General features: G+C 61.9%; 26 protein-coding genes. 12 read left to right on the top strand and 14 right to left on the bottom strand.

The genetic code is table 11. From position 1 onward, the window contains the following. Nucleotides 1-18: 18 nt before the first annotated feature. From CDA63_RS03800 to egtB, 5 genes are all read right to left on the bottom strand, one after another. On the bottom strand, nt 19-1,389 hold the full coding sequence (locus CDA63_RS03800; protein WP_088463111.1) for an MATE family efflux transporter: 1,371 nt from the start codon (nt 1,387-1,389) through the stop codon (nt 19-21). A gap of 158 nt (nt 1,390-1,547) precedes the next feature. After that, on the bottom strand, nt 1,548-1,889 hold the full coding sequence (locus CDA63_RS03795; RefSeq protein ID WP_088463110.1) for an aminotransferase class I/II-fold pyridoxal phosphate-dependent enzyme: 342 nt from the start codon (nt 1,887-1,889) through the stop codon (nt 1,548-1,550). Next, a complete protein-coding gene (locus tag CDA63_RS03790) occupies nt 1,880-2,611 on the bottom strand; it encodes a pyridoxal phosphate-dependent aminotransferase (protein ID WP_088463109.1) in 732 nt (243 codons plus the stop codon). Before CDA63_RS03790 ends, CDA63_RS03795 begins: the two co-directional genes overlap by 10 nt. Before the next feature lie 238 nt (nt 2,612-2,849). After that, entirely contained in the window at nt 2,850-3,866 is a 1,017-nt protein-coding gene (gene egtD / locus CDA63_RS03785; protein WP_088463108.1) for an L-histidine N(alpha)-methyltransferase, read from the bottom strand. Nucleotides 3,867-3,974: 108 nt separating this feature from the next. After that, the gene (gene egtB / locus CDA63_RS03780) at nt 3,975-5,276 is read right to left on the bottom strand and encodes an ergothioneine biosynthesis protein EgtB (protein ID WP_165768183.1); all 1,302 of its coding nucleotides are present in this window, start codon (nt 5,274-5,276) and stop codon (nt 3,975-3,977) included. Between the two features lie 306 nt (nt 5,277-5,582). Between egtB and CDA63_RS03775 the strand changes: the two genes are divergently transcribed. From CDA63_RS03775 to CDA63_RS03740, 9 genes are all read left to right on the top strand, one after another. Further along, the gene (locus CDA63_RS03775) at nt 5,583-5,834 is read left to right on the top strand and encodes a KGG domain-containing protein (RefSeq protein WP_088463107.1); all 252 of its coding nucleotides are present in this window, start codon (nt 5,583-5,585) and stop codon (nt 5,832-5,834) included. A 165-nt stretch (nt 5,835-5,999) separates the two neighbouring features. Continuing rightward, a complete protein-coding gene (locus tag CDA63_RS03770; RefSeq protein ID WP_088463106.1) occupies nt 6,000-7,082 on the top strand; it encodes an o-succinylbenzoate synthase in 1,083 nt (360 codons plus the stop codon). A gap of 53 nt (nt 7,083-7,135) precedes the next feature. Further along, nucleotides 7,136-8,458 carry an aspartyl protease family protein gene (locus tag CDA63_RS03765; RefSeq protein ID WP_088463105.1) on the top strand — a complete coding sequence of 441 codons (1,323 nt, stop codon included), beginning with the start codon at nt 7,136-7,138 and terminating at the stop codon, nt 8,456-8,458. 104 nt (nt 8,459-8,562) lie between these two features. Then, on the top strand, nt 8,563-9,714 hold the full coding sequence (locus CDA63_RS03760) for a lysophospholipid acyltransferase family protein (protein WP_088463104.1): 1,152 nt from the start codon (nt 8,563-8,565) through the stop codon (nt 9,712-9,714). 133 nt (nt 9,715-9,847) lie between these two features. Further along, complete coding sequence (locus tag CDA63_RS20750; RefSeq protein WP_165768182.1) at nt 9,848-10,063, top strand: hypothetical protein; 216 nt, start codon at nt 9,848-9,850, stop codon at nt 10,061-10,063. Then, nucleotides 10,027-10,785 (top strand): alpha/beta hydrolase, encoded by a 759-nt coding sequence (locus CDA63_RS03755; protein WP_165768181.1) that lies wholly within the window; start codon nt 10,027-10,029, stop codon nt 10,783-10,785. Before CDA63_RS20750 ends, CDA63_RS03755 begins: the two co-directional genes overlap by 37 nt. Nucleotides 10,786-11,021: 236 nt before the next feature. Further along, nucleotides 11,022-11,534, top strand: a complete 513-nt coding sequence (locus CDA63_RS03750) for a phasin family protein (RefSeq protein ID WP_088463102.1) — start codon at nt 11,022-11,024, stop codon at nt 11,532-11,534. 140 nt (nt 11,535-11,674) lie between these two features. After that, nucleotides 11,675-13,363, top strand: coding sequence for an ABC1 kinase family protein (locus tag CDA63_RS03745; protein ID WP_088463101.1), 1,689 nt, complete (start codon nt 11,675-11,677; stop codon nt 13,361-13,363). Nucleotides 13,364-13,514: 151 nt separating this feature from the next. After that, nucleotides 13,515-13,718, top strand: coding sequence for a hypothetical protein (locus CDA63_RS03740; RefSeq protein WP_088463100.1), 204 nt, complete (start codon nt 13,515-13,517; stop codon nt 13,716-13,718). A gap of 120 nt (nt 13,719-13,838) precedes the next feature. Here CDA63_RS03740 and CDA63_RS03735 read toward each other — a convergent pair whose 3' ends face one another. Both CDA63_RS03735 and hppD read right to left on the bottom strand, forming a co-directional pair. Continuing rightward, entirely contained in the window at nt 13,839-15,578 is a 1,740-nt protein-coding gene (locus CDA63_RS03735) for a phospho-sugar mutase (protein ID WP_088463099.1), read from the bottom strand. Between the two features lie 126 nt (nt 15,579-15,704). Further along, nucleotides 15,705-16,838, bottom strand: a complete 1,134-nt coding sequence (hppD, locus tag CDA63_RS03730; RefSeq protein ID WP_199797486.1) for a 4-hydroxyphenylpyruvate dioxygenase — start codon at nt 16,836-16,838, stop codon at nt 15,705-15,707. 219 nt (nt 16,839-17,057) lie between these two features. Here hppD and CDA63_RS03725 point away from each other — a divergent pair, with 219 nt between their 5' ends. The 3 genes from CDA63_RS03725 to CDA63_RS03715 all read left to right on the top strand — a co-directional run bounded on the left by CDA63_RS03725 (nt 17,058) and on the right by CDA63_RS03715 (nt 18,809). Then, on the top strand, nt 17,058-17,444 hold the full coding sequence (locus CDA63_RS03725; protein WP_088463098.1) for a hypothetical protein: 387 nt from the start codon (nt 17,058-17,060) through the stop codon (nt 17,442-17,444). A gap of 150 nt (nt 17,445-17,594) precedes the next feature. Then, nucleotides 17,595-17,942, top strand: a complete 348-nt coding sequence (locus tag CDA63_RS03720) for a DUF952 domain-containing protein (RefSeq protein WP_088463097.1) — start codon at nt 17,595-17,597, stop codon at nt 17,940-17,942. Nucleotides 17,943-18,083: 141 nt separating this feature from the next. Then, nucleotides 18,084-18,809, top strand: coding sequence for a hypothetical protein (locus tag CDA63_RS03715; protein WP_126546718.1), 726 nt, complete (start codon nt 18,084-18,086; stop codon nt 18,807-18,809). 61 nt (nt 18,810-18,870) lie between these two features. On the opposite strand, the gene CDA63_RS03710 is transcribed toward CDA63_RS03715, so the two are convergent. From CDA63_RS03710 to CDA63_RS03680, 7 genes are all read right to left on the bottom strand, one after another. Next, on the bottom strand, nt 18,871-19,389 hold the full coding sequence (locus CDA63_RS03710; protein WP_088463095.1) for a DUF2911 domain-containing protein: 519 nt from the start codon (nt 19,387-19,389) through the stop codon (nt 18,871-18,873). Between the two features lie 160 nt (nt 19,390-19,549). After that, on the bottom strand, nt 19,550-21,472 hold the full coding sequence (locus CDA63_RS03705) for an ABC-F family ATP-binding cassette domain-containing protein (RefSeq protein WP_088463094.1): 1,923 nt from the start codon (nt 21,470-21,472) through the stop codon (nt 19,550-19,552). 92 nt (nt 21,473-21,564) lie between these two features. After that, the gene (locus CDA63_RS03700; RefSeq protein WP_088463093.1) at nt 21,565-21,795 is read right to left on the bottom strand and encodes a hypothetical protein; all 231 of its coding nucleotides are present in this window, start codon (nt 21,793-21,795) and stop codon (nt 21,565-21,567) included. Between the two features lie 145 nt (nt 21,796-21,940). After that, on the bottom strand, nt 21,941-22,621 hold the full coding sequence (locus CDA63_RS03695; RefSeq protein ID WP_088463092.1) for a type 1 glutamine amidotransferase domain-containing protein: 681 nt from the start codon (nt 22,619-22,621) through the stop codon (nt 21,941-21,943). 46 nt (nt 22,622-22,667) lie between these two features. After that, nucleotides 22,668-22,985, bottom strand: coding sequence for a putative quinol monooxygenase (locus CDA63_RS03690; protein ID WP_088463091.1), 318 nt, complete (start codon nt 22,983-22,985; stop codon nt 22,668-22,670). Nucleotides 22,986-23,032: 47 nt separating this feature from the next. Then, nucleotides 23,033-24,028, bottom strand: a complete 996-nt coding sequence (locus CDA63_RS03685; RefSeq protein ID WP_088463090.1) for an NADP-dependent oxidoreductase — start codon at nt 24,026-24,028, stop codon at nt 23,033-23,035. Nucleotides 24,029-24,120: 92 nt separating this feature from the next. Continuing rightward, entirely contained in the window at nt 24,121-24,555 is a 435-nt protein-coding gene (locus CDA63_RS03680; protein WP_088463089.1) for an organic hydroperoxide resistance protein, read from the bottom strand. Nucleotides 24,556-24,569: the final 14 nt, after the last annotated feature.

Raw genomic sequence — 24,569 nt, 5'->3', positions numbered from 1 at the left:
GGCCAGTCGGTTCCCGGTCTAGCGCGTGGCCAACGCGGGGACGGACGCCGACGGAGCTTCCAGCGGCCAACGATGGAAGCGTAGCAGCAGCACGCCGGCTACCAGCGTGAGGCCCGTAAGCAGCCCCAGCCACACGCCCACTGCGCCCCACTTCAGCCAGAAGGCCAACACGTAACCCAGAGGCAAGGCCACGGCCCAATAAGCCAGCAGCGCCACAATCGAAGGCACCTTTACGTCCTCGAACCCGCGTAGTGCTCCCAGGCCCACCACCTGCAGGCCGTCGGAAATCTGGAACGCGGCGGCTATCAGCAGCAGCGTGGCCGCCTGGGCCACCACGGCCGGATCGTGGTTGTAGTAGAAGGGCAGGCGGTGGCGCATCAGCACCAGCACCACCCCCGTCAGGCTCATGAATCCGAAGGTGAGCAGGTAAGCCATCATCCCGGCCTTCCGGGCGCCGGGCGCGTCGTGGGCCCCGTAGTACTTGCCTACCCGAATGGTAGCTGCCGCCCCAATGCCGCTGGCGGCCATATAGGTGACGGAGGCCACATTGATGGCAATCTGGTGGGCAGCCAGCTGAGTGGTGCCCAGCCAGCCAATCATGATGGCCGAGAAGCTGAACGCACCCATCTCGAAGGTCATCTGCACGCCGATGGGAGTGCCCAGATTCAGCAGGCGGCGCAGGCCGGCCGCGTCGGGACGCAACTGGTGGGCAGCAGCCTCGCGGTAGGGGCTCAGGCGGCGGGCGCGCAGCACGTAAGCCGCCATCATAACGGCCATCAGCACCCGGGCCACCAGCGTAGCCCAAGCCGCGCCCATCATGCCCATATTCGGCAGCCCAAACTTGCCAAAAACCAGCCCGTAACAGAGCACGGCGTTGAGCACGTTGGCCTGCACCGAGAGCAGCATGGCCTGGCGGGTAAGGCCCAGGCCCTCGGCGAACTGCTTGAAGCCCTGAAAAATCATCAGCGGGAAGAACGACAGGAACAGCACCCGCACCCAGGGCGCCGCCAGGGCTACCACCGGTGCGGGTTGCCCCAAGTAGGGCAGCGCCAGCGGCACGAGCAGGCCCAGGGCCGCCAGCAGCAGGCCGGCCACTGCGCTCAGACCCACCCCGTTCACGAGCAGGCGGCCGTTGGCGGCCACATCGTTGCGGCCGTCGGCGGCGGCTACCAGGGGCGTAATACCCATCGTGAGGCCCAAGCCCAGCACCATCACCACCGTACTCACGCTCACGCTCAGCGACACGGCCGCCAGCGGAATCTTGCCCGTCTGGCCCACCACCATGCTGTCCACCACGTTCACGAGCACGTGCCCCAGCTGGCTGAGCATAACCGGATACGCCAGGTTGAGCGTGGGTTTGAGGTGGGCGCGAAACGTGAGAGGGTACATGGCAGCAGGCAAATCGAAGCCGCAAAGGTACGCGCCGCCGCGGTGAGTGACGTTCTTTTCGCTCACTCACCCAAGACTTACGCAAAGCGGAGGTAGCGCGAAGCTCCAGCTCGCGCTACAAGCTCACGACCTGCCTTTGCGGAGTTCCTACCACCGTGTCACCGCAGCACCTGCTCCATCCGCTCACAAGCCAAGGCCAAATCGGCTTCGGGTAGAGCGTAAGAGAGGCGGGTGAAGCCGGGGGCGTCGCAGCCGGCGCCATCGACGCCTAGTACGCCGGCCTGGGCCAGGCGGGCCATCAGTTCGGCTGAGGCTTCGGCAGGTGGCAGGTCGGGGCGCAGGTGAGCCCGCAGGTCGGGGAAGGCGTAGTAGGTGGCCGTGGGGTGGGAGGGAGGCACACCGGGCAAGGCGGCCAGAAAATCGAGCAGGTAGGCGCGGGTGGGCTGCAGCTGGGCCAGCAGGGCGGTTGCTACGGCGGGTGCGGCCGTTGTTACGGCCAAAGCCGCGCCTGGGTGGGGGTCGGCACGGCGCAGCCGGTGGCGTGCTGCCAGTTGGCGCAGGCCCGGGCCACGGCGGTCGGAGCTACGAGGTAACCAATGCCCCAGCCAATAAGAGCCAACGACTTGCTAAACCCGTTCACAACCAGGTGTTGGTTGTGGGGGTCGGGGAAATCGAGCAACGAGGGGGTGGGCTCGGGGGTGAAGTTGATGAGGTTGTAAATCTCATCGCTGAGCACGAATAGGTCCGGAAAATCGTGGGTCACAGTGAGCCAGCCGGCCAATTCGGCCCGGCCGTAGAGGCGGCCGGTGGGGTTGCCGGGGTTGGAGAACAGCAGCACCCGGGTCCGGGGCCCAACGGCGGCCCGCAGTTGGGCAGGGTTTAGGGTGTAGTCGTCGGCCGGGTCGAGGGGCAAGGCCCGGAGGATGCCGCCGGCCCGCTCCACCAGTTCTGCGAAGCCGAACCAGTTCGGTGTGGGCATCAGCACCTCGTCGCCGGGGCGGAGCACCGTTTGCAGCAGGGCAAACAGGGCGGCCTTTGCCCCGGGCGTAATCACCACGTTTTCGGCGCCGCGGGCCAGGCCGGCCAGCGCCGTCCTCAGGGCCTCGGAACCAGCGGCGGGCAGCACTTCGAGCGTCGGCGTGCGCAGGCTACGGGCCGCCGCTTCGGCCGCCACGGCTGGCACGGCAAAGTTACCGTAACCAGAAGCAAGGGAAATATCCATTAATGAGCTAGGAATGCGCCTTTTTGAAAGCCGGTTTCTGCGAATAAATAGAAGAAGCTGTTTAGGAAGTCGTTTGAAACTTAGGTGAACGTCATGCTGAGCTCAGCCGAAGCAGTAGAGATGCTTCGACTGAGCCATCCAACGAAACGGTAGAGATGCTTCGACTTCGCCTCCGGCTTCGCTCAGCATGACGTTCCTTTTTAGTCCAGTTCGCGTACCGCTTCTCACTTCTCACTTCTCACTTCTTGGCCAGTAAGGCGTCGGCGAAGAAGTTCTGTTCATCGGTGAAGTACTCGGCCACTTGCAGGCCGGCTTGCTGGGCCACCTCCTCGATGCTGTGGCGGGTGAACTTGTAGGAGTTTTCGGTATGAATCATCTCCCAGGCCCGAAAGTCAACTGCCCAGTCCAGCTCGGCGAAACGCACGGTTTGGGCGCGGGTGCTGACGAGGAACGAGCGCACGGCCCCGGTCAGTGGGTCGTAGTCGGTGTAGTGTTGCCAGGAGTCGAGGTCGAAGTTGGCGCCCAGCTCCCGGTTGAGGCGGTGCAGCAGGTTGAAGTTGAAGGCGGCCGTAATGCCTTGCGTATCGTCGTAGGCGGCCCGGATCTGGCGCGGGTCTTTCTGCAAGTCGAGGCCAATAAGTAGCCGGTCGTCGGGGGTGAGGGGCTGGGCTAGGTTAAGGAGGAATTGATGGCGCTCTTCGGGCAGGAAGTTGCCGATGTTGGAGCCCAGAAACAACACTGCTTTGCGGCCCGGTCGCGCGGCCATCAGGCGCAGCGCGTCGCCATAATCGGCTACTACGGGCTCCACGCGCAATGCGGGTAGCTCGGCGCGCAGGCTGGCCGAAAGTCCTTCGAGGGCCGCCGCCGAAATATCGACCGGCACGTAGGTGAACTGCGCATTGGTTTCGAGCAGCTCGCGCAACAGAATCTTGGTTTTGAGCCCGTCGCCAGCCCCTAGTTCAAGCAGGAAAAACGGCTCTTCCTGGTCTTGGGGCCGCAGGGCCCGGCTGATGGCGGCCCGGTGCTGTTCGAGCAGCGCAAACTCGGTGCGGGTGGGGTAGTACTCGGGCAGCGCCATAATCTGCTGAAACAGCCGGCTGCCCTCGTCATCGTAGAAATACATCGACGATAGCGCCTTAAACGGCCGTTGGAGTCCCTCGCGTACGTGCTGACGCAGAAACGAATTGGGGTCGGGGCTTTCGGCGGTGGGAGTAGTGGGGGCAGCAGGGGCGGAGGCAGGTGAACTCAGGGGCATAAGTGGCAATATGGTAGCAAAGAAAAGCAACAACCCCACCGGGGCCGTAAGGTTGGGTTGGCACAAGGCCCGGCAAAAGCGCAGAAGCGCCGTCAGCCGCCGCCGAAACTACCGGGCCAATCGGATACCCGTGAACTGCCAGCGTTTATCGGGGTGGAAGAAGTTGCGGTAGGTGAGGCGGATATGGCTTTCGGGCGTGGCGCAGGAGCCCCCGCGCAGCACCAGCTGGCTCACCATAAACTTGCCGTTGTATTCGCCCAGCGCCCCGGCGGCGCGTTGGTAGCCGGGATAGGGGTGGTAGGCCGAGTGGGTCCATTCCCAGGCGTCGCCGAGCAGCTGGTGGCACTGGGTGGGGTCGGCGTTGGCGGGCAGGGGCTGGGGGTCGAGCTGGCCGCTTTCCAGGAACGTACCAGCGGCCGGGTCAGGCCGGAACTGGCGGGCGGCAATTTCCCACTCCTGCTCGGTGGGCAGGCGCGCCCCCTGCCATTGGGCGTAGGCATCGGCCTCGTAAAAGCTCACGTGCGTAACCGGGGCGGCCAGATTTACGGGTTGCAGGCCGTAGTGGGTAAAGCGGTGCCACTGGCCCTCGTGCTGCACCCAGTACAGCGGCGCCTGCCAGCCCTGCTCCTGGGCCAAATCCCAGCCTTCGCCTAGCCAGTAGCGGAAATCGGTGTAGCCGCCGGCCGCCATAAATTCGAGGTATTCGGCGTTGGTCACCAGCCGGTTCTGCAGCTCGAAATCGGCCACGTAGGTGTCGTGTCGTGGCAGCTCGTTATCAAAGCAGAACCCTTCGCCCGCAAAGCCCAGCCGGTGCATTCCGCCCGAAACCGGCAGCCAGGTTGCTTGAGGCGCCGCCGCGGTTTTAATTTTCAATTCTTCATTAAAGTAAGCCGGGGCCAGGGGACTGGTACTGAGGATGTACTTGATGTCGGTGGCCAGCAGCTCCTGGTGTTGCTGCTCGTGCTGGAGGCCCAGCTCAAACAGCTCCCAGAACAACGGCGGCAGCGTGTCCGCGGCTTGGTCGAGCAGCTGCTGCATGGCTGCATCCACGGCCGCGCGGTAGGCATACACGTCGGCTAGTGGCGGGCGCGAGAGGGTGCCCCGGTCGGCCCGGTTGACGCGCGAACCCAGGGAGTTGTAATAGGAGTTGAACAGGAAGGCGTAGTCGGGATGAAAAACGGTGTAGCCAGGCTGGTATTCACGCAGCAGCATCATCTCCCAAAACCAGGTGGTGTGGGCCAGGTGCCACTTGGGCGGGCTCACATCGAGCATGGGCTGCATCACCGTGTCTTCGGGCAGCAGCGGGCGGCACAGGGCCACCGACTGCTCGCGCACGGTGGCAAAACGGACCGTTGGGGCAGGCGCAACGAAGGAGGCGGGGGCAGGCAGCGAAACGGAAGCAATAGTCATTATAGAGAGGGATGAGAAGCCGAAAGGTACCCATGTAACGGCAAATCAGGCCCGTAGTTTTCGGCGCGGCGTGGGTAGCCGGACCGCTACGGGTTTACCGAATCGGCTCCGTAATTATACGGACGATCTCCTCCGTAGAAGTTGGTATTTTATAGATCCAAGGTATCATAAAACTAGTTTTGGCTAGCTGCAAGGTGGCTATTGATCGTAGCGGAAGCACGTTCGGTCCGGACTAAACTATTGGTTGCTGCCCGGCCGGGCTTCGTTCTCGCAACCGTTCATCTACCAACCCTTTCCGCCACTATCATGAATTCCAACTCCAACCAGCAGTCCAACCAGCGCGGCACTGCCGCCCCCGAGAAAGTTGTAACCAAACGTCCGCGTGGCTTTGCCGCCATGGACCCCGCCACCCAGCGCCGCATTGCCAGCGAGGGTGGCCGGGCCTCGCACCTGAGTGGGCGTGGTCACCGCTTCACCTCCGAAGAAGCCCGGGCCGCCGGCCGTAAGGGCGGTCAGGCCAGCCGGGGTAGCACCCCCAAAGATAATGCTGCCGAATAGCCACCGTTGGATAGAAGGGTAGGGCTGGCCACGGCTGGTCCTGCTCCCTGAACTACGCCGCCTCCAGGCCGGATTTCCGGTCGGAAGGCGGCGTTTGCGTTAGCGGTTCAGGCCGTATATTGCCCTCTCCGCTCCGTTTGTGGTTCTGCCCTGCTACTGCTTCCTATGCTCCAACTGCGCTATTCCCACCGCGCGCTGCGCTTCAACTTCCCGGCCCGCACTTCTCGCGGGGCCCTCACCGAGCACCTGGCCCACTATCTACTGCTCTACAACCCCGACGAGCCCGGCCGGGCCGGCTGGGGCGAAGCGGCCCCGCTTGCTGGCCTAAGCCCCGACCACCGGCCCGATTTCGCGGCCACCGTGGAGGGGTTCGTGCGCGAATTCAACCGCCGCCAGCTCCGCGATCTGTTGCCCGAGGAAGCCGCCGCCCTGGTTGGGACCGAGTGGCCGGCACTGCGCTTCGCCCTCGAAACCGCCGCCCTCGACTACCAGCATGGGGCTCGCCGCCAACTCTACGACAACGCGTTCAGCCGGGGCGAAGCGGGCGTGCCCATCAACGGGCTGGTGTGGATGGGCGACGCCGCGTTTATGCGCGAGCAGATTGAGCAGAAGCTCGCCGCCGGCTACGACTGCCTGAAATTGAAGATCGGGAGCCTCGACTTTGCCACCGAGCTGCGCATTCTGGCCGATATCCGGGCCCAGGCCGGGCCCGAGCGCCTCACGCTGCGGGTAGATGCCAACGGGGCCTTCGCGCCGGCCGAAGCCCTGGGCAAGCTCGACCAGCTGGCCCGTTTCGACCTGCACTCCATCGAGCAGCCCATCGCAGCCGGGCAGTGGGCCGCCATGGCCGAGGTCTGCCGCCACTCGCCCGTGCCGGTGGCCCTCGATGAGGAACTGATTGGCCTGCCTGACCCGGCCCGCCAGCACGAGCTGCTCGAACGGGTGCAGCCGGCCTACCTCGTGCTCAAGCCCACGCTGCTCGGCGGCCTGGCGGCTAGTGCCGAGTGGGCCGCGCTGGCCGACCGCCACGGGCTGGGCTGGTGGCTTACCTCGGCGCTGGAATCGAACGTGGGCCTGAACGCCATCAGCCAGTTGGCCGGCTCCTGCGCCCGGCCGGGCTTTGCTCAGGGGCTGGGCACGGGGCAGCTCTACCACAACAACCTGGCGGCTCCCCTCACCATCGAAGCCGGCCAGCTGCACTACGACCCCGCCGGCACCTGGGAAACTCCGGCCCCGGCAGCCGATTAACCGTGCGGCAGTGCGGATTTTCAGTATCTTACCTAGGAAGTTTCTTCCAGTATATGTGGATTCGCATTCGGGCTTTCTTACAGGTAGTAGCCCGGTTTGAGGTTGGCGGAGCCGCCCGCCGGTGGGCTGCGTGGCTGCTGGCCACGTGGTTGCTGGTTGGGCTGCTGGAAACCGCCGCCGCGCAGGTTCAGGTACCGCCGCCGGTGTTTCGGCTGCTGCGGCCCAATGCCAAGCGGGCGCGGGTGCCATTTCTGCTGCAGCGCAACCTGATTGTGATTGAAACCTTGCTTAATGGCCAGGGACCCTATAATTTCCTGCTTGATACCGGCCTGAGCATTTCCCTTATCACCGACCCAGCCATCGGCACCGATCTGCAGCTGCCCATTGCGGGCCGGTTTCTGGTGTCGGGGGCGGGGGAGGAGAGCCCGGTTGAGGCGTTCCAGGTGCCGGGCGTGAGCGTGGAGCTGGAGGGCGGCGTGGTGGCCTCGCAGGCGCCCTTTCTGATGCTCTCCGACGACGTGCTCAACCTCTCGGGCTACGTGGGCATGCCCATTCATGGCCTGCTCGGGGCCGATGTGTTTCGCAACCTGATAGTGCGCGTTGATGTGGAGGAGCAGCGGCTTACGTTTCAGCCGCCCGCTGCCTACCGGGCGCCGCGTGGGCGCCGCTGGGCCCACCTGCCCCTCACCTTGGAGGGCCGTAAGGCCTACCTCACGTTGCCCGTCCACCTCTCTGCCGACTCGCCGGGCCTGCCCCTGAAGCTGGTGCTCGACACCGGGGCCGGCCACGCGCTGTCTATTGAAACAACTTCCGATGCGCGGCTGGAACTGCCGGCCCAGCGCCTGCGCACCCAGCTGGGGCGGGGGCTCAATGGTAACATCAACGGCTACCTGGGGCGGGTAGAGGCCCTGCAGCTGGGCCAGTACCGAATACCCACCCCACTCACGTCCTTCCCCGATTCGGCCGATGTGGCCGCGCGGGCCGAGGTCTTCCGCAACGGCAACTTGGGCTTCGAAGTGCTCAAACGCTTCACCACCATCATCGACTACCCCCATAACCAGCTGCTGCTGCGGCCCAACAGCCTGTTCTCCGACCCCTTCGAGCACGATATGTGCGGCTTCGACCTGCTGGCCTTCGGCTTCGGCTACCGGCGCTACCGCCTGCTGCGGGTAGAGCCCAACGGCCCCGCCGACCAGGCCGGCTTAAAAGCCGACGACGAGCTGGTATCCATTAACCTGATTCCAACCGAGGTATTCACTCTCAACCAGATAAACCGGATGCTGCACTCCGGCAACGGCCGCCAACTGCTGGTAGTGGTGCGCCGCGCCGATGGGGAGCTGTACACGGCCACGGTCCGACTCAAGCGCCAGATTTAAGACGTTGGCCATGTCCTGACAGCCGTTTTCCGGGCTAATGATGATCAAAAGGCAACCAAAATCAGTACATTAGAAGCCCGTCCGTACTTAGCCGCCCGCTCTTTATGACCCATCCCACCCCCGCGCTATCCGGGCTCCCGCCGGCCATTGCGGCCAACCAGCACATTTATTCCGATTATTTCGACGAGCAGTTCGTCGAAACCCTCGACCGCAACATCCTGCAGCTGCTCGACCGGGTGTGGTTCCGCTCCGAGCTGGTGGGCTTCGACGATTATCCGCAGCGCAACCGCCCCGACCGGCCCCTCATTTTCGCCTCCAACCACTCGGGCATGGCCTTCCCCTGGGATGCCATGGTCGCCCTGGCGCACCTCTGGCGCCGCCTGCCCGATTTGCGCGACTTGCCCCGCCCCCTCTCGGCTCCGCTGCTCTCGCAATCGAGACTGATGAATCCGTTTATGGTGGAAAACTTCTGGAAGCGGTGCGGCTGCGTGGATGCCACGACGCTCAACTTCGAAACGATGATGTACTACAACGACCACAACCTGATGCTCTACCCCGAGGGGGTGCCGGGCATTGGCAAGGGGTTCAACAACAAGTACCAGCTCCAGCGCCTGGCCACCAGCACCGTGCGCCTGGGCATCGCGCACCGCACCGACATCATCCCGTTCTACACCATCAACGGCGAGTACCTCAACCCCCACACCTACAGCTGGGAATGGGTGAACCGGCTAAGCAAGAAAATCGGGATTCCCTTTATTCCGGTGGGGCCGGTGCTGCTGCTGGTACTGTTGCAGCCCTGGTTTTTCTACATGGCCTTCCCGGCCAAGCTCACCTTCGTGCTGGGCAGCCGCGTGAAGCCCTACGAGCTGACCGACAAGAACCCCGACGAACTGACCCGCGACGATTACCGCGACCTATCGGAAAAACTGCGCACCCACATGCAGGGCGAGATGGATGCCGCTGTAGCCAAGCACGGCCAGCACCCTTACCAGTGGGGCGAGCTGTGGCAGCGCATTAAGGCCAACTGGCGCTACTTCCCATTTTTCCTGCCCTGGGCCTGGCCGGCGCTGTTTCAGGAGTTTGAGCGCCAGTACATTAAAGCCGGCCGCCGCGACTTCGACCTCGACCTGCGTGCGCCCGGTTCCTACTGGCGCATGCTCTGGCGCAACCCCTTCACGCTTACGTTTTTCATTCCGCTGCTCGGCTGGATTCCCATCGCCATCCGCGGCTACCGAAACCACCGAATCGAGAACTAAGTATTGCTGTTAAGCGCTGAGTACCTGCCCTAATCCCACCCACCCCGAATTAAGTGAGCAGAATGGAGCATATACCGCCTAATAGGGGCGCAAATGCTGCCTTCCAGCTGCCTGGTTCGCCATTTAAAACAGCATGCCTTCTCCCCAACACACGCTGCTAAAGCAGTTTTTAGTGGCGTCGGCCGCTCCGCTGGCCCGGCGGCGCCCCAGCCTGCCCACCATGCGGCTGGCCGTCGAAATGATGGCTTTCGGTCAGTTTATGCCTTGGGATATTTTCCTGGAGGAAGCCGATGTGGAAGGGATGGCGGCCGAATGGATTCGGCGGCCGGCGCCCCCGCTGGCCGGGTAATCCTTTACCTGCACGGCGGGGGCTACGTGCTGGGCTCGCTCAATACCCACCGGGCGTTGGTGGGCAGCCTGGCCCAGCGCTGCGGGGTGGCGGCGCTGGCCATCAACTATCGCAAGGCCCCCGAATATCCGTTTCCGGCTGCCCTCGAAGATGCGCTGACGGCTTACTACTGGCTGCTGGAGCGCGGCCACGTGCCCGCTGATATCATCGTGGCCGGCGACTCGGCCGGGGGCGGGCTGGCACTGGCCCTACTGCTGGCGCTGCGCGACGCCGGCGAGCCTCTGCCCGCCGCTGCCGTGGGCCTTTCGCCCTGGACCGATCTGAAACTGCCCGCTGGCACGTTGCGCAGCATCTGCCAGGAGGAAAGCCTACTACTCGAAGCGCTGGAAATCCGTAGCTGGGGTCCGCTTTACGCCGCCGATACGCCCCTGAATCATCCGCTTATTTCGCCCGGCCGGGCCGAGCTGCATGGGTTGCCGCCGCTACTAATCCAGATATCCAACGCCGAAGTGCTGGGCGACGATGTGCGCCGTTTCGCCGACCAGGCCCGCGCCGCCGGGACGCCCGTCACGCTCCAGGTTTTCGATGGGCTGGTGCATTGGTGGCACCTGTTCTGGCGTTTCGTGCCCGAGGCCGCCACCGCCCTCGACCGGGTGGCCGACTTTACCCGGCAGGTCTGGGAAACCGAGGAGGCGGCTCCCGCCGTCCGCCAGGCAGCTTAAGCGCTAGTAAGAACTGGAGAAAAGACGCCGTGCATAAAGCGTTAACAACTTATGACAATGGTTATGGCTGATAATGAGGTGCTAGGAAAGGAATAAAATACACGTAAGCTTAACTATATAGCATTGTTTTTCGTAGGTTTGTGAAAAGTAGTAGGCTTGCATACTAGTTTCGCGCAACCGGCTTCAGATTCGCGGTTTTTCTCCCTTACATCCATTCCTTCAACCCCTTACCCATCATGGAAGATTTGTTCAAAAAGTTCGTCAACGCCGGTGTTGGTTTCGTTTCCCTGACCAACGACCGGGTGCAGAAGACCATTGATTCACTGGTGAAGGAGAGCAAGCTCTCGGAGAAGGAGGGGGCCAAAATCATGGACGACCTCAAGAAAAACACCGATGCCAAGCGCAAGGAGCTGGAAAAACAGGCCCAGGGTCTGGCCGCCCGGATGATGAAAACGGTGGGCGTGGCTCCGAATTCGGAGCTGGAGGAGCTCAAACGCAGCAAGGCCAACAAATCGACGGGCAGCGCGTCGTCGTCAGCGGACAGCAGCAAGAAGGCCTCAACTTCGAAAACGGCCGCTAAGGCCAAAGGAGCCGTTGCCAGCGCGACCAGCAAAGCCGCCAGCACTGTGAAGAAAGCCGCCGACAAAACCAGCGCCGCCGCTGGCAAAACCCAGAAGTCGGCTGCTGGCTCGGCCGGCGCCGCCAAGAAAGCCGAGAACAAAGCCGACGCGTCGTCCGATAGCAAATAACCCATAGTCCGTAACCGCCCAACGGTTGACGAAACCCCGTTTGCATTTCGCAGGCGGGGTTTTGTGTCGTTGGGCATCCGTGCTGTTCTACTGGCCGATAAGCCGTAATTTGCCCGGTACTCCCGCTACGCTTTCCGTGTATGTTCAAGAACACCATATCCAATATTTCCCGCATCCGGCAGGTGGCCGAAGTGCTGATCCGCTACGGGTTTGAGGACGTAGTGACCAGCACGCCCCTGCGGCGGCTGGTGCCCAAGAGCCGGCGGCGCTCGTGGCTGGAAGGCGAGCAGGCGGTGTTCGAAACTACCCGTTGGGAGCGGATTCGCATGATTATCGAGGAGCTAGGCCCCACTTTCATCAAGCTGGCCCAGGCCCTAAGCAACCGTGCCGACCTGTTGCCGCAGGCCCTGATTGACGAGTTCGAGAAGCTCCAGAGCAATGTGCCGCCCTTCGCGGTGGCGCAGGTGCGCCAGATAATCGAGCGGGAGCTGGGCCGGCCCCTGGAGGAAGTATTTACCGATTTCGAGGACGTGCCCCTGGGCTCAGCCAGCATTGGGCAGGTGCACGGGGCCCGCCTGCTCACGGGCGAGAAGGTGGTGGTGAAGGTGCAGCGCCCCGACGTGCAGGAAAAGGTGCGTACCGACCTGAGCCTGCTCCACGAGCTGGTGCGTCTGACGGCTGGCTTCCTGCGCAAGCAGGGCCTGAGCAACCCCCAGGACATCGTGGACGCCTTCGAGCGGAGCATGATGAAGGAGCTCGACTACACCTCCGAGGCCCGCAGCATGGAGCAGTTCCGGGCCCTGTACGCCGACTACGACACGTTTTACATCCCGAAGCCCTACCGCGAGCTGAGCACCAACCGCATTCTGGTGATTGAGTTCGTGAGCGGATGTAAAATCACCGACAAACCCCAACTGCTGGAGTGGGGGCTGAGCCCGGAGAAAGTAGCCGAGGTGGGCATGGACGTGTACCTGACCCAGATTTTCGAGTTTGGCTCCTTCCATGCCGACCCCCACCCGGGCAACGTGCTGGTGCGCCCCGACGGCACGCTGGTGCTGATTGATTTCGGCATGGTGGGCCGCCTGACCAAGCAGCAGAAGTACGCCTTCGCGGGCGTGTTCATTGGCATGGCCCGGCAAGATCCGCGCAGCATGGCCCTCAACTTCCGCCGCCTGGCCCTGACCTCGGAAATACCCGACATGCGCGCCTTCGAGGCCGATCTGGCCCAGCTGATTGAGGATTTCGCCACCCTCGACGTGAAGGAGATGAGCATGTCGGACCTCGCCGATTCGCTCCAGGACGTGATATACCGCTACAAGCTGCAGGTGCCGGGGGCCGTATTCCTGATTCTGCGGGCCCTGGTTATTCTCGAAGGCATCGGTAAGGTGCTGCACCCGAGCTTCAACACCTTCGAGTTCGTGCGGCCCTACGGGGCCCGCATTATGGCCGAGCAGTACTCGCGCGAAAATATCCAGAACGAGGCCCTGTACACCGGTACCCAGCTGCTGGCCCTGCTCCAGACCCTGCCCACCGACATCCGGCAAATCGTGCGCAAAATCTCGCGCGGCGACCTGCGGGTGCGCGTGGAGCTAAGCGGTTACCAGCTGCTGCTGCGCAAGGCCGATGAGCTGGTGAGCCGCAGCATTCTGGCCGCCGTCACGGTGGCCACCATCCTGTTCGCGGGCCTGAGTTTGCTGGGGCACTACTCGCCGGTCATGCCCTACTACCGGGGCTTGCCGGTTATCACCTGGTACAGCCTGGCCATAGCGGCGTTGCTGCTCCTGATTCTGCTGCTGCTGGGCACCCGTCGGCCCCGGCGGTTGGAGTAGGGTGGAGGGCCGACCGGCGCGGGTACTGTAGAACGGGTTTTTCGCCCCAAACATAACCCTGCCCCGCCCCCCGACCGTATGAAAGGGTAGAGCGGCGCACAGCTTCGTGCTGGCGCGTTTTGCTCGTTTCTTCGAATTAACCCCCTATCCGATGACTGATCAGAAAAAAGAAGACCAGAACGACGACAAAGTATATTCGACCAAAACCGGCAGTACGGCCACCGAATTGACCGGGGCTACCAAGGTAATGACCACCGCCGCCGATGGCGAAACCGATGCCAACGCCCCCATCAGCGACCAGGTAGATGAAAAAGCCATCCGCAAGGATGCCCAGAACGACCAGAACAAGAAGTAACCGGGCTCTTTACCCCCAGTAAAGCAAACGCCCCCGCACGGTTTCGTGCGGGGGCGTTTGCTTTGGGTAGAAGCGGCACTGCAAAACAGATTTTCGCGGTACTGCTCGTATCAGGACATTTTACTCCAGGTGCATGTCCTTAATAATGCGCTGGATTTTCTCGTCGGCGAGGCGGGTAGCCAGGTCGAAATCGACGGCTGAGGCCAGGGGCTGCTTCACGCTGAAGTAGAACTTGATTTTGGGCTCGGTGCCGCTGGGGCGGGCCGAAATCTTGCTGCCATCTTCCAGCATAAACTGGAGCACGTTGGAGCTTTCAAGGCCGGTTTCAGTTTCGAGCTGGGTATGCAGGTCCTTGATTTTGCCGGTCTTGTAATCGCGCATTTCCACTACCGGCTGGCCGGCGAGGGTGGCGGGCGGGTTGGCCCGCAGCTGGCGCATCATGTCCTGGATTTCCTCGGCCCCGCGCTGGCCTTTTTTGGTGATGGAAATCAGGTGTTCCTTATAAAACCCGTACTTCAGGTACATGGCCACCATTTCCTCGTAGAGCGAGTGGCCCTGGTCTTTGGCTACGGCGGCCATTTCGGCCAGCAGCACGCAGGCCGAAATGGCATCCTTGTCGCGCACGAAGTCGCCAATCATGTAGCCGTAGCTTTCCTCGCCGCCCCCGATGTAGGTTTCCTGGCCCTCCTTCTCCCGGATGATGCCGGCAATGTACTTGAAGCCGGTGAGCGTCTGGTAGGCCTGCACGCCCTGGGCGCGGGCAATGTCGCCGAGCACCTCGCTCGTGACGATGGTATAAACGATGAAGTCTTGGTCGGTCATTTTGCCCGCCTGCTTGCGGGCCGAGAGTAGGTAGTGGGTGAGCAGCGCGGCCGTCTGGTTGCCGTTGACGAGCACCCACTCGCCGGCCGTGTTTTTGAGGGCGATGCCCACGCGGTCGGCGTCGGGGTCGGTGGCCAGCACGATGTCGGCATCGAGGGCTTTGGCCTGGTCGAGGGCCATTTGCATGGCTACTTTCTCCTCGGGGTTAGGCGACTGTACGGTGGGGAAGTTGCCGTCGGGCGTAGCCTGGGCCTCCACAATGTGCAGGTTATCGAAGCCGAGCTGCGAAAGGGCGGCGGGCACGAGCGTGATGCCGGTGCCGTGCAAGGGCGTGTACACGATTTTGAGGTCGTGCTGGCGCTGAATGGCGGCCGGGTTGATGCTCAGCGCCTTCACCTGGGCCAGGTAGGCCGCATCGAGGTCGGCACCGATGAGGTGGATGCGGCTGGCGTTGGCGGCAAATTTCACATCGCGCACCGAGGCAATGGCCTCCACCTCGCGGATAATGTTCTGGTCGTGGGGTGCCACTACCTGGGCGCCATCGTTCCAGTACACCTTGAAGCCGTTGTACTCCTTGGGGTTGTGCGAAGCCGTGACTACGCAGCCGCTCTGGCAGCCCAGCTCCCGAATGGCAAACGAGAGTTCGGGCGTGGGCCGCAGGGCCTCAAACAGAAACACCGTGATGCCGTTGGCCGAGAAAATATCGGCTGCAATGCGGGCAAATTCGGGGCTGTTATTGCGCGAGTCGTGGGCCACGGCCACTTTCACTTCTTGGCCCGGAAACGATTGGAGCAGGTAGTTGCACAGGCCCTGGGTAGCCATGCCCAGCGTGTAGCGGTTCATGCGGTTCGAGCCCGCCCCCATCACGCCCCGCAGCCCGCCGGTGCCAAATTCGAGGTTGCGGTAAAAGGCGTCGGACAGCTGCTCGTGCTGGCTGTCGTCGGCCAGCAACTGCCGGATCTCGGCTTGCGTGGCGGCGTCGTAATCGGCCGTGAGCCAGCCGTTGATTTTGGTTTGCAGGTTGGGGGAAAGCGGCATTGTATAGAAGTGAGATAGGAGAAGTGAGAAGTCAGGAGTGAGAGTTGAGACATAAGAAGTGAGATGGACGACCTGCTTTAGTGGTCGTCCATCTCACTTCTTATGTCTCAACTCTCACTCCTTAAATTACAGGTTACCCCGCAAGCCCTGCTCGCGCTCAATGGCTTCGAACAGCGCCTTGAAGTTGCCTTTGCCGAAGCTCTTGGCGCCTTTGCGCTGGATGATTTCGTAGAACACGGTGGGCCGGTCCTCGACGGGCTTGGTGAAAATCTGGAGCAGGTAGCCTTCCTCGTCGCGGTCGATGAGCAGGTTCAGGGCGCGGACGCTGTCGAGGTCCTCGTCGATGTGGCCCACGCGCTCTAGGAGGTCGTCGTAGTAGGTGGCCGGTACGTTGAGGAACTCTACGCCGCGGCGGCGCAGCTCGGTTACAGTGGTGCGGATATCGTTGGTGAGCAGAGCCATGTGCTGTACGCCGGGGCCGTGGTAGAAGTCGAGGTACTCCTCAATCTGGCTCTTCTTTTTGCCTTCGGCGGGCTCGTTGATGGGGAATTTCACGAAGCCGTTCCCGTTGCTGACCACCTTACTCATCAGGGCCGAATACTCGGTCGAGATGTCGTCGTCGTCGAACGTAATGAGCAGCTTGAAGCCTAGCACATCCTCGTAAAACTTCACCCACTGGTTCATCTCGCCCCAGCCTACGTTGCCCACGCAGTGGTCGACCACCTCCAGGCCTACGGGGTTGCCCTGGGGCACAGCGCTGGTGCGCGCCACGAAGCCCGGCAGAAATGGCCCGGAGTAGTTGCTGCGCTCCACGAAGGTATGGATGGTTTCGCCGTAGGTGTAGATGCCAGCCAGCGTTACCGAGCCGTTTTCGTCCTCGATGGTGTAGGGCTCGAAAGCCACTTTGGCGCCGCGCTTGGTGGTTTCTTCGAACGATTTGCGGGCGTCGTCCACCCACAGCGCCATCACCTTCACGCCGTCGCCGTGCTGGGCCACGTGGCGCGTGATATCGGAATCGGGGAGGAGAGAAGTCGTGAGCACCAGCCGGATTTTGTTCTGCTGGAGCACGTAGGAGGCCCGGTCGCGGACGCCGGTTTCGGGGCCGGCGTAGGCCACCAGCTCGAAGCCGAACGCGGCCTGGTAAAAGTAGGCCGACTGCTTGGCGTTGCCCACGTAGAATTCAAGGTAATCGGTGCCGTTGAGGGGCAGAAAGTCGTGGGCGGGATGGGCCTGAACGGCCGGGGAGGTCATGGTTTGCATAGGAGTGGCGAATTAAGTGGGAAGGGTAAAAATACTGGTTTTTGCTTTTGGATGCTTGCCTACCAGCCGGAACGGGCCAATAGGCCAGCCGATGGTATAGGGTTGTAATACGGCAAGATGGCTAAAAAGCACCGGCCAAAAACCAAAAAGCTAGTCCTAAAAACCAACAACTAAGAACCACCTGCTACCTTTGGGGCTCCACCTATTGCTTTTAGCCTTATGAATTCGGAAGAGCTGAACCGCGCCCTCGTGGCCCTCATCGACAAGAAAGCCGAGCTGCACACGCTCACCTACGATGATGCCCGCTACGATGATGTGGAGGAAGAACTCCACGACCTCGAAGACGATTTCAACGATGAGTACGGCACGTTCCTGGAAACGGCCCTCGAAAAAGTCCACGACGAGCTCAGCTCCGACACCGACGTGCTGCTGCCCACCGCCTACCTGCCCGCCACCACCAGCGGCAAGCCCGGCCCCAAGGAAGGCGTTTGGATCGATTCGGAGAAGTACTCGGGCAAGGAAGCCCGCCTGACGCTGGCCCCCAACCCCGTTCGCCTCATCCTCACGGTGGGCAAAGCCGTGCAGCAGGATGTGTGGAAAGCCTAAAGCCAGATAAAAATTGAGACTTAATAATGGGAGCTGGCGGCTGTGGTCGTCGGCTCCCATTTTTTGTAGCGCCAAGGTGCTGCTTTGCTGTTTTGCAGTTCGCGCTACAGCCGTAACGGCACTCCGCAATTCTTAATCTCCCTATTCGTCATGCTCTACCGCATTAGCCGGCCCGAAGATTGGCAACACGCCCAAAAAATCGGGTTTTTCGTTAGCGCCGACTTGGCTGCCGAAGGCTTTATTCATGCCTCAGAACTGGCCCAGGTGCTCGAAACGGCCCGGCTCTACTACCCCAACAGCCCCGGGGCGCTGCTACTGGAGCTTGATGAAACGGCATTGGTCGCGGCCGGCGTACGGGTGGAGCGGGAGTGGGCGGCGGGTCGGCAGGCCTACTTTCCGCACTTGTTTGGGCCGGTGCCGTTGGCGGCCGTGCGCCGGACGTGGCCGCTGCCGGTGGCCGTCGACGGCAGTGCCGCGCTGCCGCCGGAGCTAGGATAGCCAAAAGTGGTCTTATTATTGAACAGAACCACTATATAGCGTCGCGCCGGTTATCGGGGCATTTGGTTTATTTGTCCCTACTCTTCTTTAGCGTTATCGATGGCTCTATTCCGACCTGTTGCTGCTTGGGCGCTAGCCGCTGTGGCTTCGTTGTTACTCACAGCCTGCGGGCCCACCCGGGTACTGAGCGTGCTACCAGCCGGCTGGGGCGGCGGCCGAGCCGTCAGCCTCGTCAGCCACCCCAACAGCGTATATGTGCGTTTCCAATTTGTGCGGGCCGAGGCCGAGGAGTTGGTATTCCAGGCCGAGTTTAGCAATGCCGCCGACTACCCGGTAACCGTGGATCCGGCTAATTTCTACTACCTGCCCTTGCCGGATAGTGCAATGCCCTCCGCTTCAGTAGTGCCGGCTTTTGCGCCCGGCCCTCGCCCGGCCCGCGACCCGGAAGCTCACCTCGCTGCCTTGGCCGCCCGCCGCGACCAAGAGGCAGTCAAGGCCGATAAAGTAAGTTTTTTTGAGCTGCTGACCCTGGCCACCAACATAGCCGAGGATATTTCGAGCATCAAAAAAAAGGAAACTGCCGCCCAGGTAGCCGAGCGCGATGCCCGCCACCAAAACGACGGTATTTACTTCGACAACCAACGGGCCGACCACGCCGACGCGGCCTATGCCCTGCACGCCACCGTAACCGAGCAGGCCCACGCCCTGCTTCGCCCGGCCACCCTGCAACCCGGCGACCAGGTGGTGGGCCTCGTGTACTTCCCCCGCCTAGACGCGGCCCGGCAGCTGCGCTTCGTGCTCTTCTTCGATGAGCGCCCGGTGCAATTCGACTTCAGCCAGGAACTAAGAAAAATAAAACTCAACTAAATGCCAAAGTGCCCTTGCCGGCTATGGCAAGGGCACTTTGGCGTGATGGAAAGCCCGGCCTTTACTTGATGGCGACGGGTACCCGCATGTTTTCCCAGCGCAGTGTCAGGCCCGTGGGCGTTACGTCGTACATCAGCCGCTCGGCGGGGGTAATGGCTTTCTGGGGCGTTACGGTTACGCGCAGGGCGTCCTGCTTGTCGTCGTATTTGAAAGCGCCCCACTGCTTGGCCGTTTTATTGAAAATCATCGTCCACTGCTTTTCAGTAGGGATGGTGAACAGGCTGTAGGTGCCGGCGGCCAGGGGCTGGCCCTCCACCGTTACGGGCTGGTCGAAGGTGATGGTGGTGGCCTCGTTGGCTCCCGAGCGCCACACCTGGCCGTAGGGCACGAGCTGGCCCCAGATAGGGCGGCCCTTCACGGCAGGGCTGCTGTAGACTACTGTTGCGGTAGCCTTGCCAATTTTGCCGGTCGCCGTGGCGGGCGGGCTGGCCGGGGCCTTTTTATCCTGGGCGAATGTTTGGGTGGCGGCTAGGAAGCAGAGAACCAGCAGCAGCAGGCGGAAAGCGGGCATATTTTTCATGGGGAGTGGAGCGAAGGTGAATAATGGCGAATAAGTACGGCGGCCAGCGAATTGTTTACCGGCTCGCAGTCGTGCTTGCAAATACGAGAGCCCGCCAAGCTACGGGTTATTGCAGCGGGGCGGGCTCTTCTGGCTTGTTATTTTTCGCCAACTTATAAACTTATACCAGCTCGGCCAGTTCCAGCCAGCGGAGCTCCTTGGTTTCCAGCTCTTGGCTGAGACTCCCGAGGCGGGCACCCCAGGCGGCAAACTCGTCGGCGCTGCCGCTGCCGCCGTTGAGCTTAGCCGTAACCTCCTGCTTCTCGGCTTCGAGAGCGGCCAGCTCCTTTTCCAACTGCTCGTACTCTTTCTTCTCGGCGTAAGAGGCCCGACGCTTGGGAGCGGCGGCGGGCGCGGGCGCTACGACTGGCGCGGGCTTGGCTGCCTCCACTTTGGCGGCGGCGCGGGCCGTTTTGGCCGCTTTTTCCTCTTCTACCAGCGCGGCTTCAGTTTCGCGCTCGGCCAGGTACTCGCGGTAATCGGTGTAGTTGCCGGGGAAGTTGAGCACGGCCCCGCCCGGTTCGAGCACGAACAGGTGCTCGGCCAGCTGATCGAGGAAGTACCGGTCGTGACTCACGATGAGCAGGCAGCCGCCGAAGTGGAGCAGGAAGTCTTCCAGAATGTTGAGCGTGCCCAGGTCGAGGTCGTTGGTAGGCTCGTCAAGAATCAGGAAGTTGGGGTTCTTGATGAGCACCCGCAGCAGCTGTAAGCGGCGCTTCTCGCCCCCGCTGAGCTTGTTTACCAGCGTGTACTGCTGGGCCGGCGGGAACAGGAATAAGCTCAGGAATTGGCTGGCCGTGAGCACGTCGCCGTTGGCCAGCTCTACCACTTCGGCCACTTCCTTCACGATGTCAATCACGCGCTGGGTGGGGTCGAATTCGAGCTCCGTCTGGGTATAATAGCCGAATACGGTGGTCTGGCCCACCTCGATGGTGCCGGAATCGGGGGCGAGCTTGCCCGTGAGCATGTTGAGCAACGTGGATTTGCCCGCGCCGTTGGGGCCCACCAGCCCGATGCGGTCCTTCTTCTTAAACACGTAGCTGAAATCGTCGAGCACCACGTTGTCGCCGAACTGCTTGTTGAGGTGGCTGGCTTCGATGATTTTACCGCCCTGGCGGGTAGTTTTCACGCTCAGCTCCACGTTCTGCTTGCTCAGGTTGGTGCTGGCCTTTTCCTTCGTGATATAGAAGGCGTCGATGCGGGCTTTCTGCTTGGTACCGCGGGCCTGGGGCATGCGGCGCATCCAATCGAGCTCCTTTTTAAACAGCTGACGGGCCTTTTCTACCTCGGTGGCTTCGCGCATCTCCCGGTCGGCCTTTTTCTCCACGAAATAGGCGTAGTTGCCCTGGTAGCGGTACATCTGGCCCTTATCGAGCTCCACAATTTCGTTGGCCACGCTGTCCAGAAAGTACCGGTCGTGGGTCACCATGAGCAGCGTGAGGCTGGGCGATGAAAGGCGGTTTTCGAGCCACTCGATGGTGGCTAGGTCGAGGTGGTTGGTCGGTTCGTCGAGTAGCAGCACATCGGGCTCCTCAATCAGTACCCGGGCCAGGGCCACGCGCTTGCGCTGCCCGCCCGAAAGCTGGCTCACGTTGCGCGTCAGCAGCTCCCCCAAAATACCGAGGCGGCTCAGAATCTGCTGCACCTGGGCCTCGTAGTCCCAGGCGTTAAGCGAGTCCATGCGCTCCAGCACCCGCTGCAAATCGTCGGATTTGTGGTCGGGGTCATTCACGACGTGCTCATACTCCTTGATGGCCTTGAGCGTGTCGTTCTGGCTGGCGAAGATGGTTTCTTCCACGCTCAGGCTCTCATCGAAGACCGGCTGCTGGCCCAGGTAGGTCACGCGGATGCCCTTGCGCACGCTCACCAGACCGGTGTCGGGAGCTTCGAGGCCCGCCAGAATGCGCATGAGGGTGGTTTTGCCGGTGCCGTTGATGCCCACGAAAGCTACGCGCTGGCCCTGGAGCAGCCCGAAGTTCAGGTCTTTAAACAGCCACCGGTCGGTATAATTCTTCGAAAGATTTTCGGCAGAGAGGAGATTCATGCCGCAAAGGTACGGCGTTGGGGCGGTGAAATGGTGAGAAGTAAGAAAAGCCCGTCATGCTCAGCATGACGGGCTTTTCTTACTTCTCACCACTAAATCACCCGCACCCGGTCGCGGTGGGTGTCGTCGCGCAGGATTTCGAGGCCCTTGTAGGCCAGGGGACGGCCGGTGTTGTGGGTCAGGCCGTCGCCCTCGTAGCGATGGGCCACGTCGAGCACCAACTGGGTATATTTCCGTTCGCCCAGCTCGATGGCAACAGGGCGGCCGAGGCTGGAGTCGAAGGTGGCCAGCGCCTGGTCAATTTCTTCCAGAATCTTACTCATAGCTCAGAAAAACGGGTATGCGGGGGAAATATAGAAAGATGTGCGCAGTTATGCCGCGGCATCAGCACGAGGCCACCACGAAAAACGGCCCCACCTACTCCGGTAGGAGTAGGTGGGGCCGTTAAACGGTTGCAAGGGAAGCGGCTTACTTCTTAAGCATCTTCAGCAGGGCTTCGGCCGCCGGCTCCGAGGAGGCGGGGTTCTGGCCCGTGATGAGGTTACCGGCCTGGGTCACGTACGGGGCCCAGTCGGCACCCTTAGAGTAGTCGCCGCCGTTTTCTTTCAGCATGTCTTCCACCAGGAAGGGCACCACGTTGGTCAGCTGCACGGCTTCCTCTTCGGAGTTCGTGAACCCAGCCACCGATTTGCCTTTCACCAGCGGCTCACCGTTGGCGGCCTTGGTATGGCGCAATACACCAGGGGCGTGGCAGACGGCCGCTACGGGCTTGCCGGCAGCGTACATGGTTTCAATCAGCTCAATCGACTTCTTGTCTTCGGCCAAATCCCAGAGCGGGCCGTGGCCGCCGGGGTAAAATACGGCGTCGTAATCAGCCCCCGAAACCGAGTCGAGCTTCACGGTCGAAGCCAGCACCTTCTGGGCCTCGTCGTCGGCCTTGAAGCGCTTGGTGGCGTCGGTCTGGGCGTCGGCGGCGTCGCTTTTGGGGTCGAGGGGCGGCTGGCCGCCTTTGGGCGAGGCCACGGTCAGCGTCGCACCTGCATCTTTGAATACGTAATAGGGAGCAGCAAATTCTTCGAGCCAGAAACCGGTTTTTTCGCCGGTGTTGCCAAGTTTATCGTGCGAGGTGAGCACCATTAGAATTTTCATGGGAAGCGTATTTTAGGGTAAGGAAAAGAGAACGGTAAGCGGAATACTACAGCGTACCGGCCAGCGAGTAGCGCGAAACGGTGCGTTCGGCTAGTACGGGCACAATCTGGCCCACTACAATTTGCTGGAAGTGGTCGGAGTCGATGTGGGCCTGCAGCGCCTCGGCATCGGCGTACTGCTCATACATGAATAGGTGGGTAGCATCGGTGGGGTCGACGTGCACGGTGTACACGAGGTTGCCGGGCTCCAGGCGGCGTACGGTGGCGGCAGCCTGTTGCATCAGGCGCAGTACCTCGGCCTCGTGGCCGGGCTGCACGCGCCACTCGGCGGCAATGCAAACGATAGTTGAGGGGGAAGCAGACATAGTAGTTGGAAAAGAAGTCCTGGGGCTGGATCGAAAAAGGCAAGCCGTTAGGCCACCTTCACCACGGCCTTGCCGGTGTTGTCGCCCTGGAACAGGCCCAGGAAAGCGGCTGGAATCTGTTCGAAGCCGTCGGTGACGGTTTCCTCGAACTGCAGCTTACCCTGGCCGTACCACTCGCCGAGCTGCTTCACGCCCTCGGGCCATCGGCTCAAGTAGTCGCTCACGATGAAGCCCTGGAGCTTGGTGCTGGTTTTGAGTAGCTTGCTTTCGGGGCGCGGACCCATGGGCACTTCGGTGGCGTTGTACATCGAAATCTGGCCGCAGATGGCAATGCGGGCGTGCTTGTTGAGCAGGTCGTACACAGCATCGGTGATGGGGCCGCCCACGTTATCGAAGTAGCAATCCACGCCGTTGGGCGCGGCAGCGGCCAGGGCGGCGGGCACGTCGGCAGTTTTGTAGTTGATGGCCTCATCGAAGCCCAACTCCTTCAGATACGCCACTTTCTCATCGGTGCCGGCCGTGCCAATCACGCGGGCGCCCTTTATTTTGGCCAACTGGCCCACTACCATGCCCACGGCACCAGCAGCACCGGATACGACGACCGTTTCGCCTTCCTTGGGGTCACAGATGTCGAGCAGACCGAAGTAAGCGGTCAGGCCCGTCATGCCCAGCAGGCCCAGGTAGTAGCTGATGGGTGCCTGGTCGGCGGGCACTTGCTGCAAGCTTTTGGCCGGGGCCACACTGTATTCCTGCCACGGCAGGCTGCCCACCACTAGGCTGCCCACCGGCAACTGGTCGGCCTGGCTCTGCACCACTTCGGCCACCACGCCACCAGCAATCGGCTCGCCCACCTCAAACGGGGCCACGTACGATTTGGCGCTGCTCATCCGGCCCCGCATGTAGGGGTCGACGCTTACGTAGCGGGTTTTGAGCAGCACTTCGCCGCTTTTAATAGCGGGCAGCTCGCGGGTTTCAAACTTGAACTGGGCTTCGGTTGGTTCGCCCTGGGGGCGGCTGGCTAGCAGAATGGTGTTGGTTTTCATAGGGTAGTTGTTGCTGGTTTCTCGTTGCTGGTTTTCCGCTATAGTTAAGCCCTCAATTGGGAGCCAAAAAACAAGCAACGAATAACGAATAACTAGATGGTGGTCGTGGTCAGGTTGACTTCGATGTTGTTGCGGGTGGCGCGGGAGTAGGGACAAATGCCATGGGCGGCTTCGACGAGCTGCTCGGCCTGGGCCTGGGAGAAGCCAGGCAGGTTCACGTGCAGGTCGGCCGAAATACCGTAGCCGCCGTCTTCGGCCTGGCCGAAGCCGATGAGAGCTTCCACCGTCACGTCCTGGAGTTTTACGCCGGCCTGGCGGGCGGCTACACCCAGGGCGCCTTCGAAGCAGGCGGCATAACCGGCCGCAAACAGCTGCTCGGGATTGGTAGCGCCGGCCTTGCCGGGGCCGCCCATTTCTTTGGGCGTGCTCAGCGTGAGGGTCAGGGCGTCGTTGTTGGTGCTGATGGCGCCGTCGCGGCCACCTTTAGCTTTAGCCTGCGCCGTAAATACTTTGTTGGTGAGTTTCATACAAAAAGGAAAAA

It is taken from the genome of Hymenobacter amundsenii, from assembly GCF_002204745.1.
In the GTDB taxonomy this organism is placed as follows: Bacteria; Bacteroidota; Bacteroidia; order Cytophagales; family Hymenobacteraceae; genus Hymenobacter; species Hymenobacter amundsenii.
This window is presented reverse-complemented; position numbering and strand designations above follow the sequence as displayed.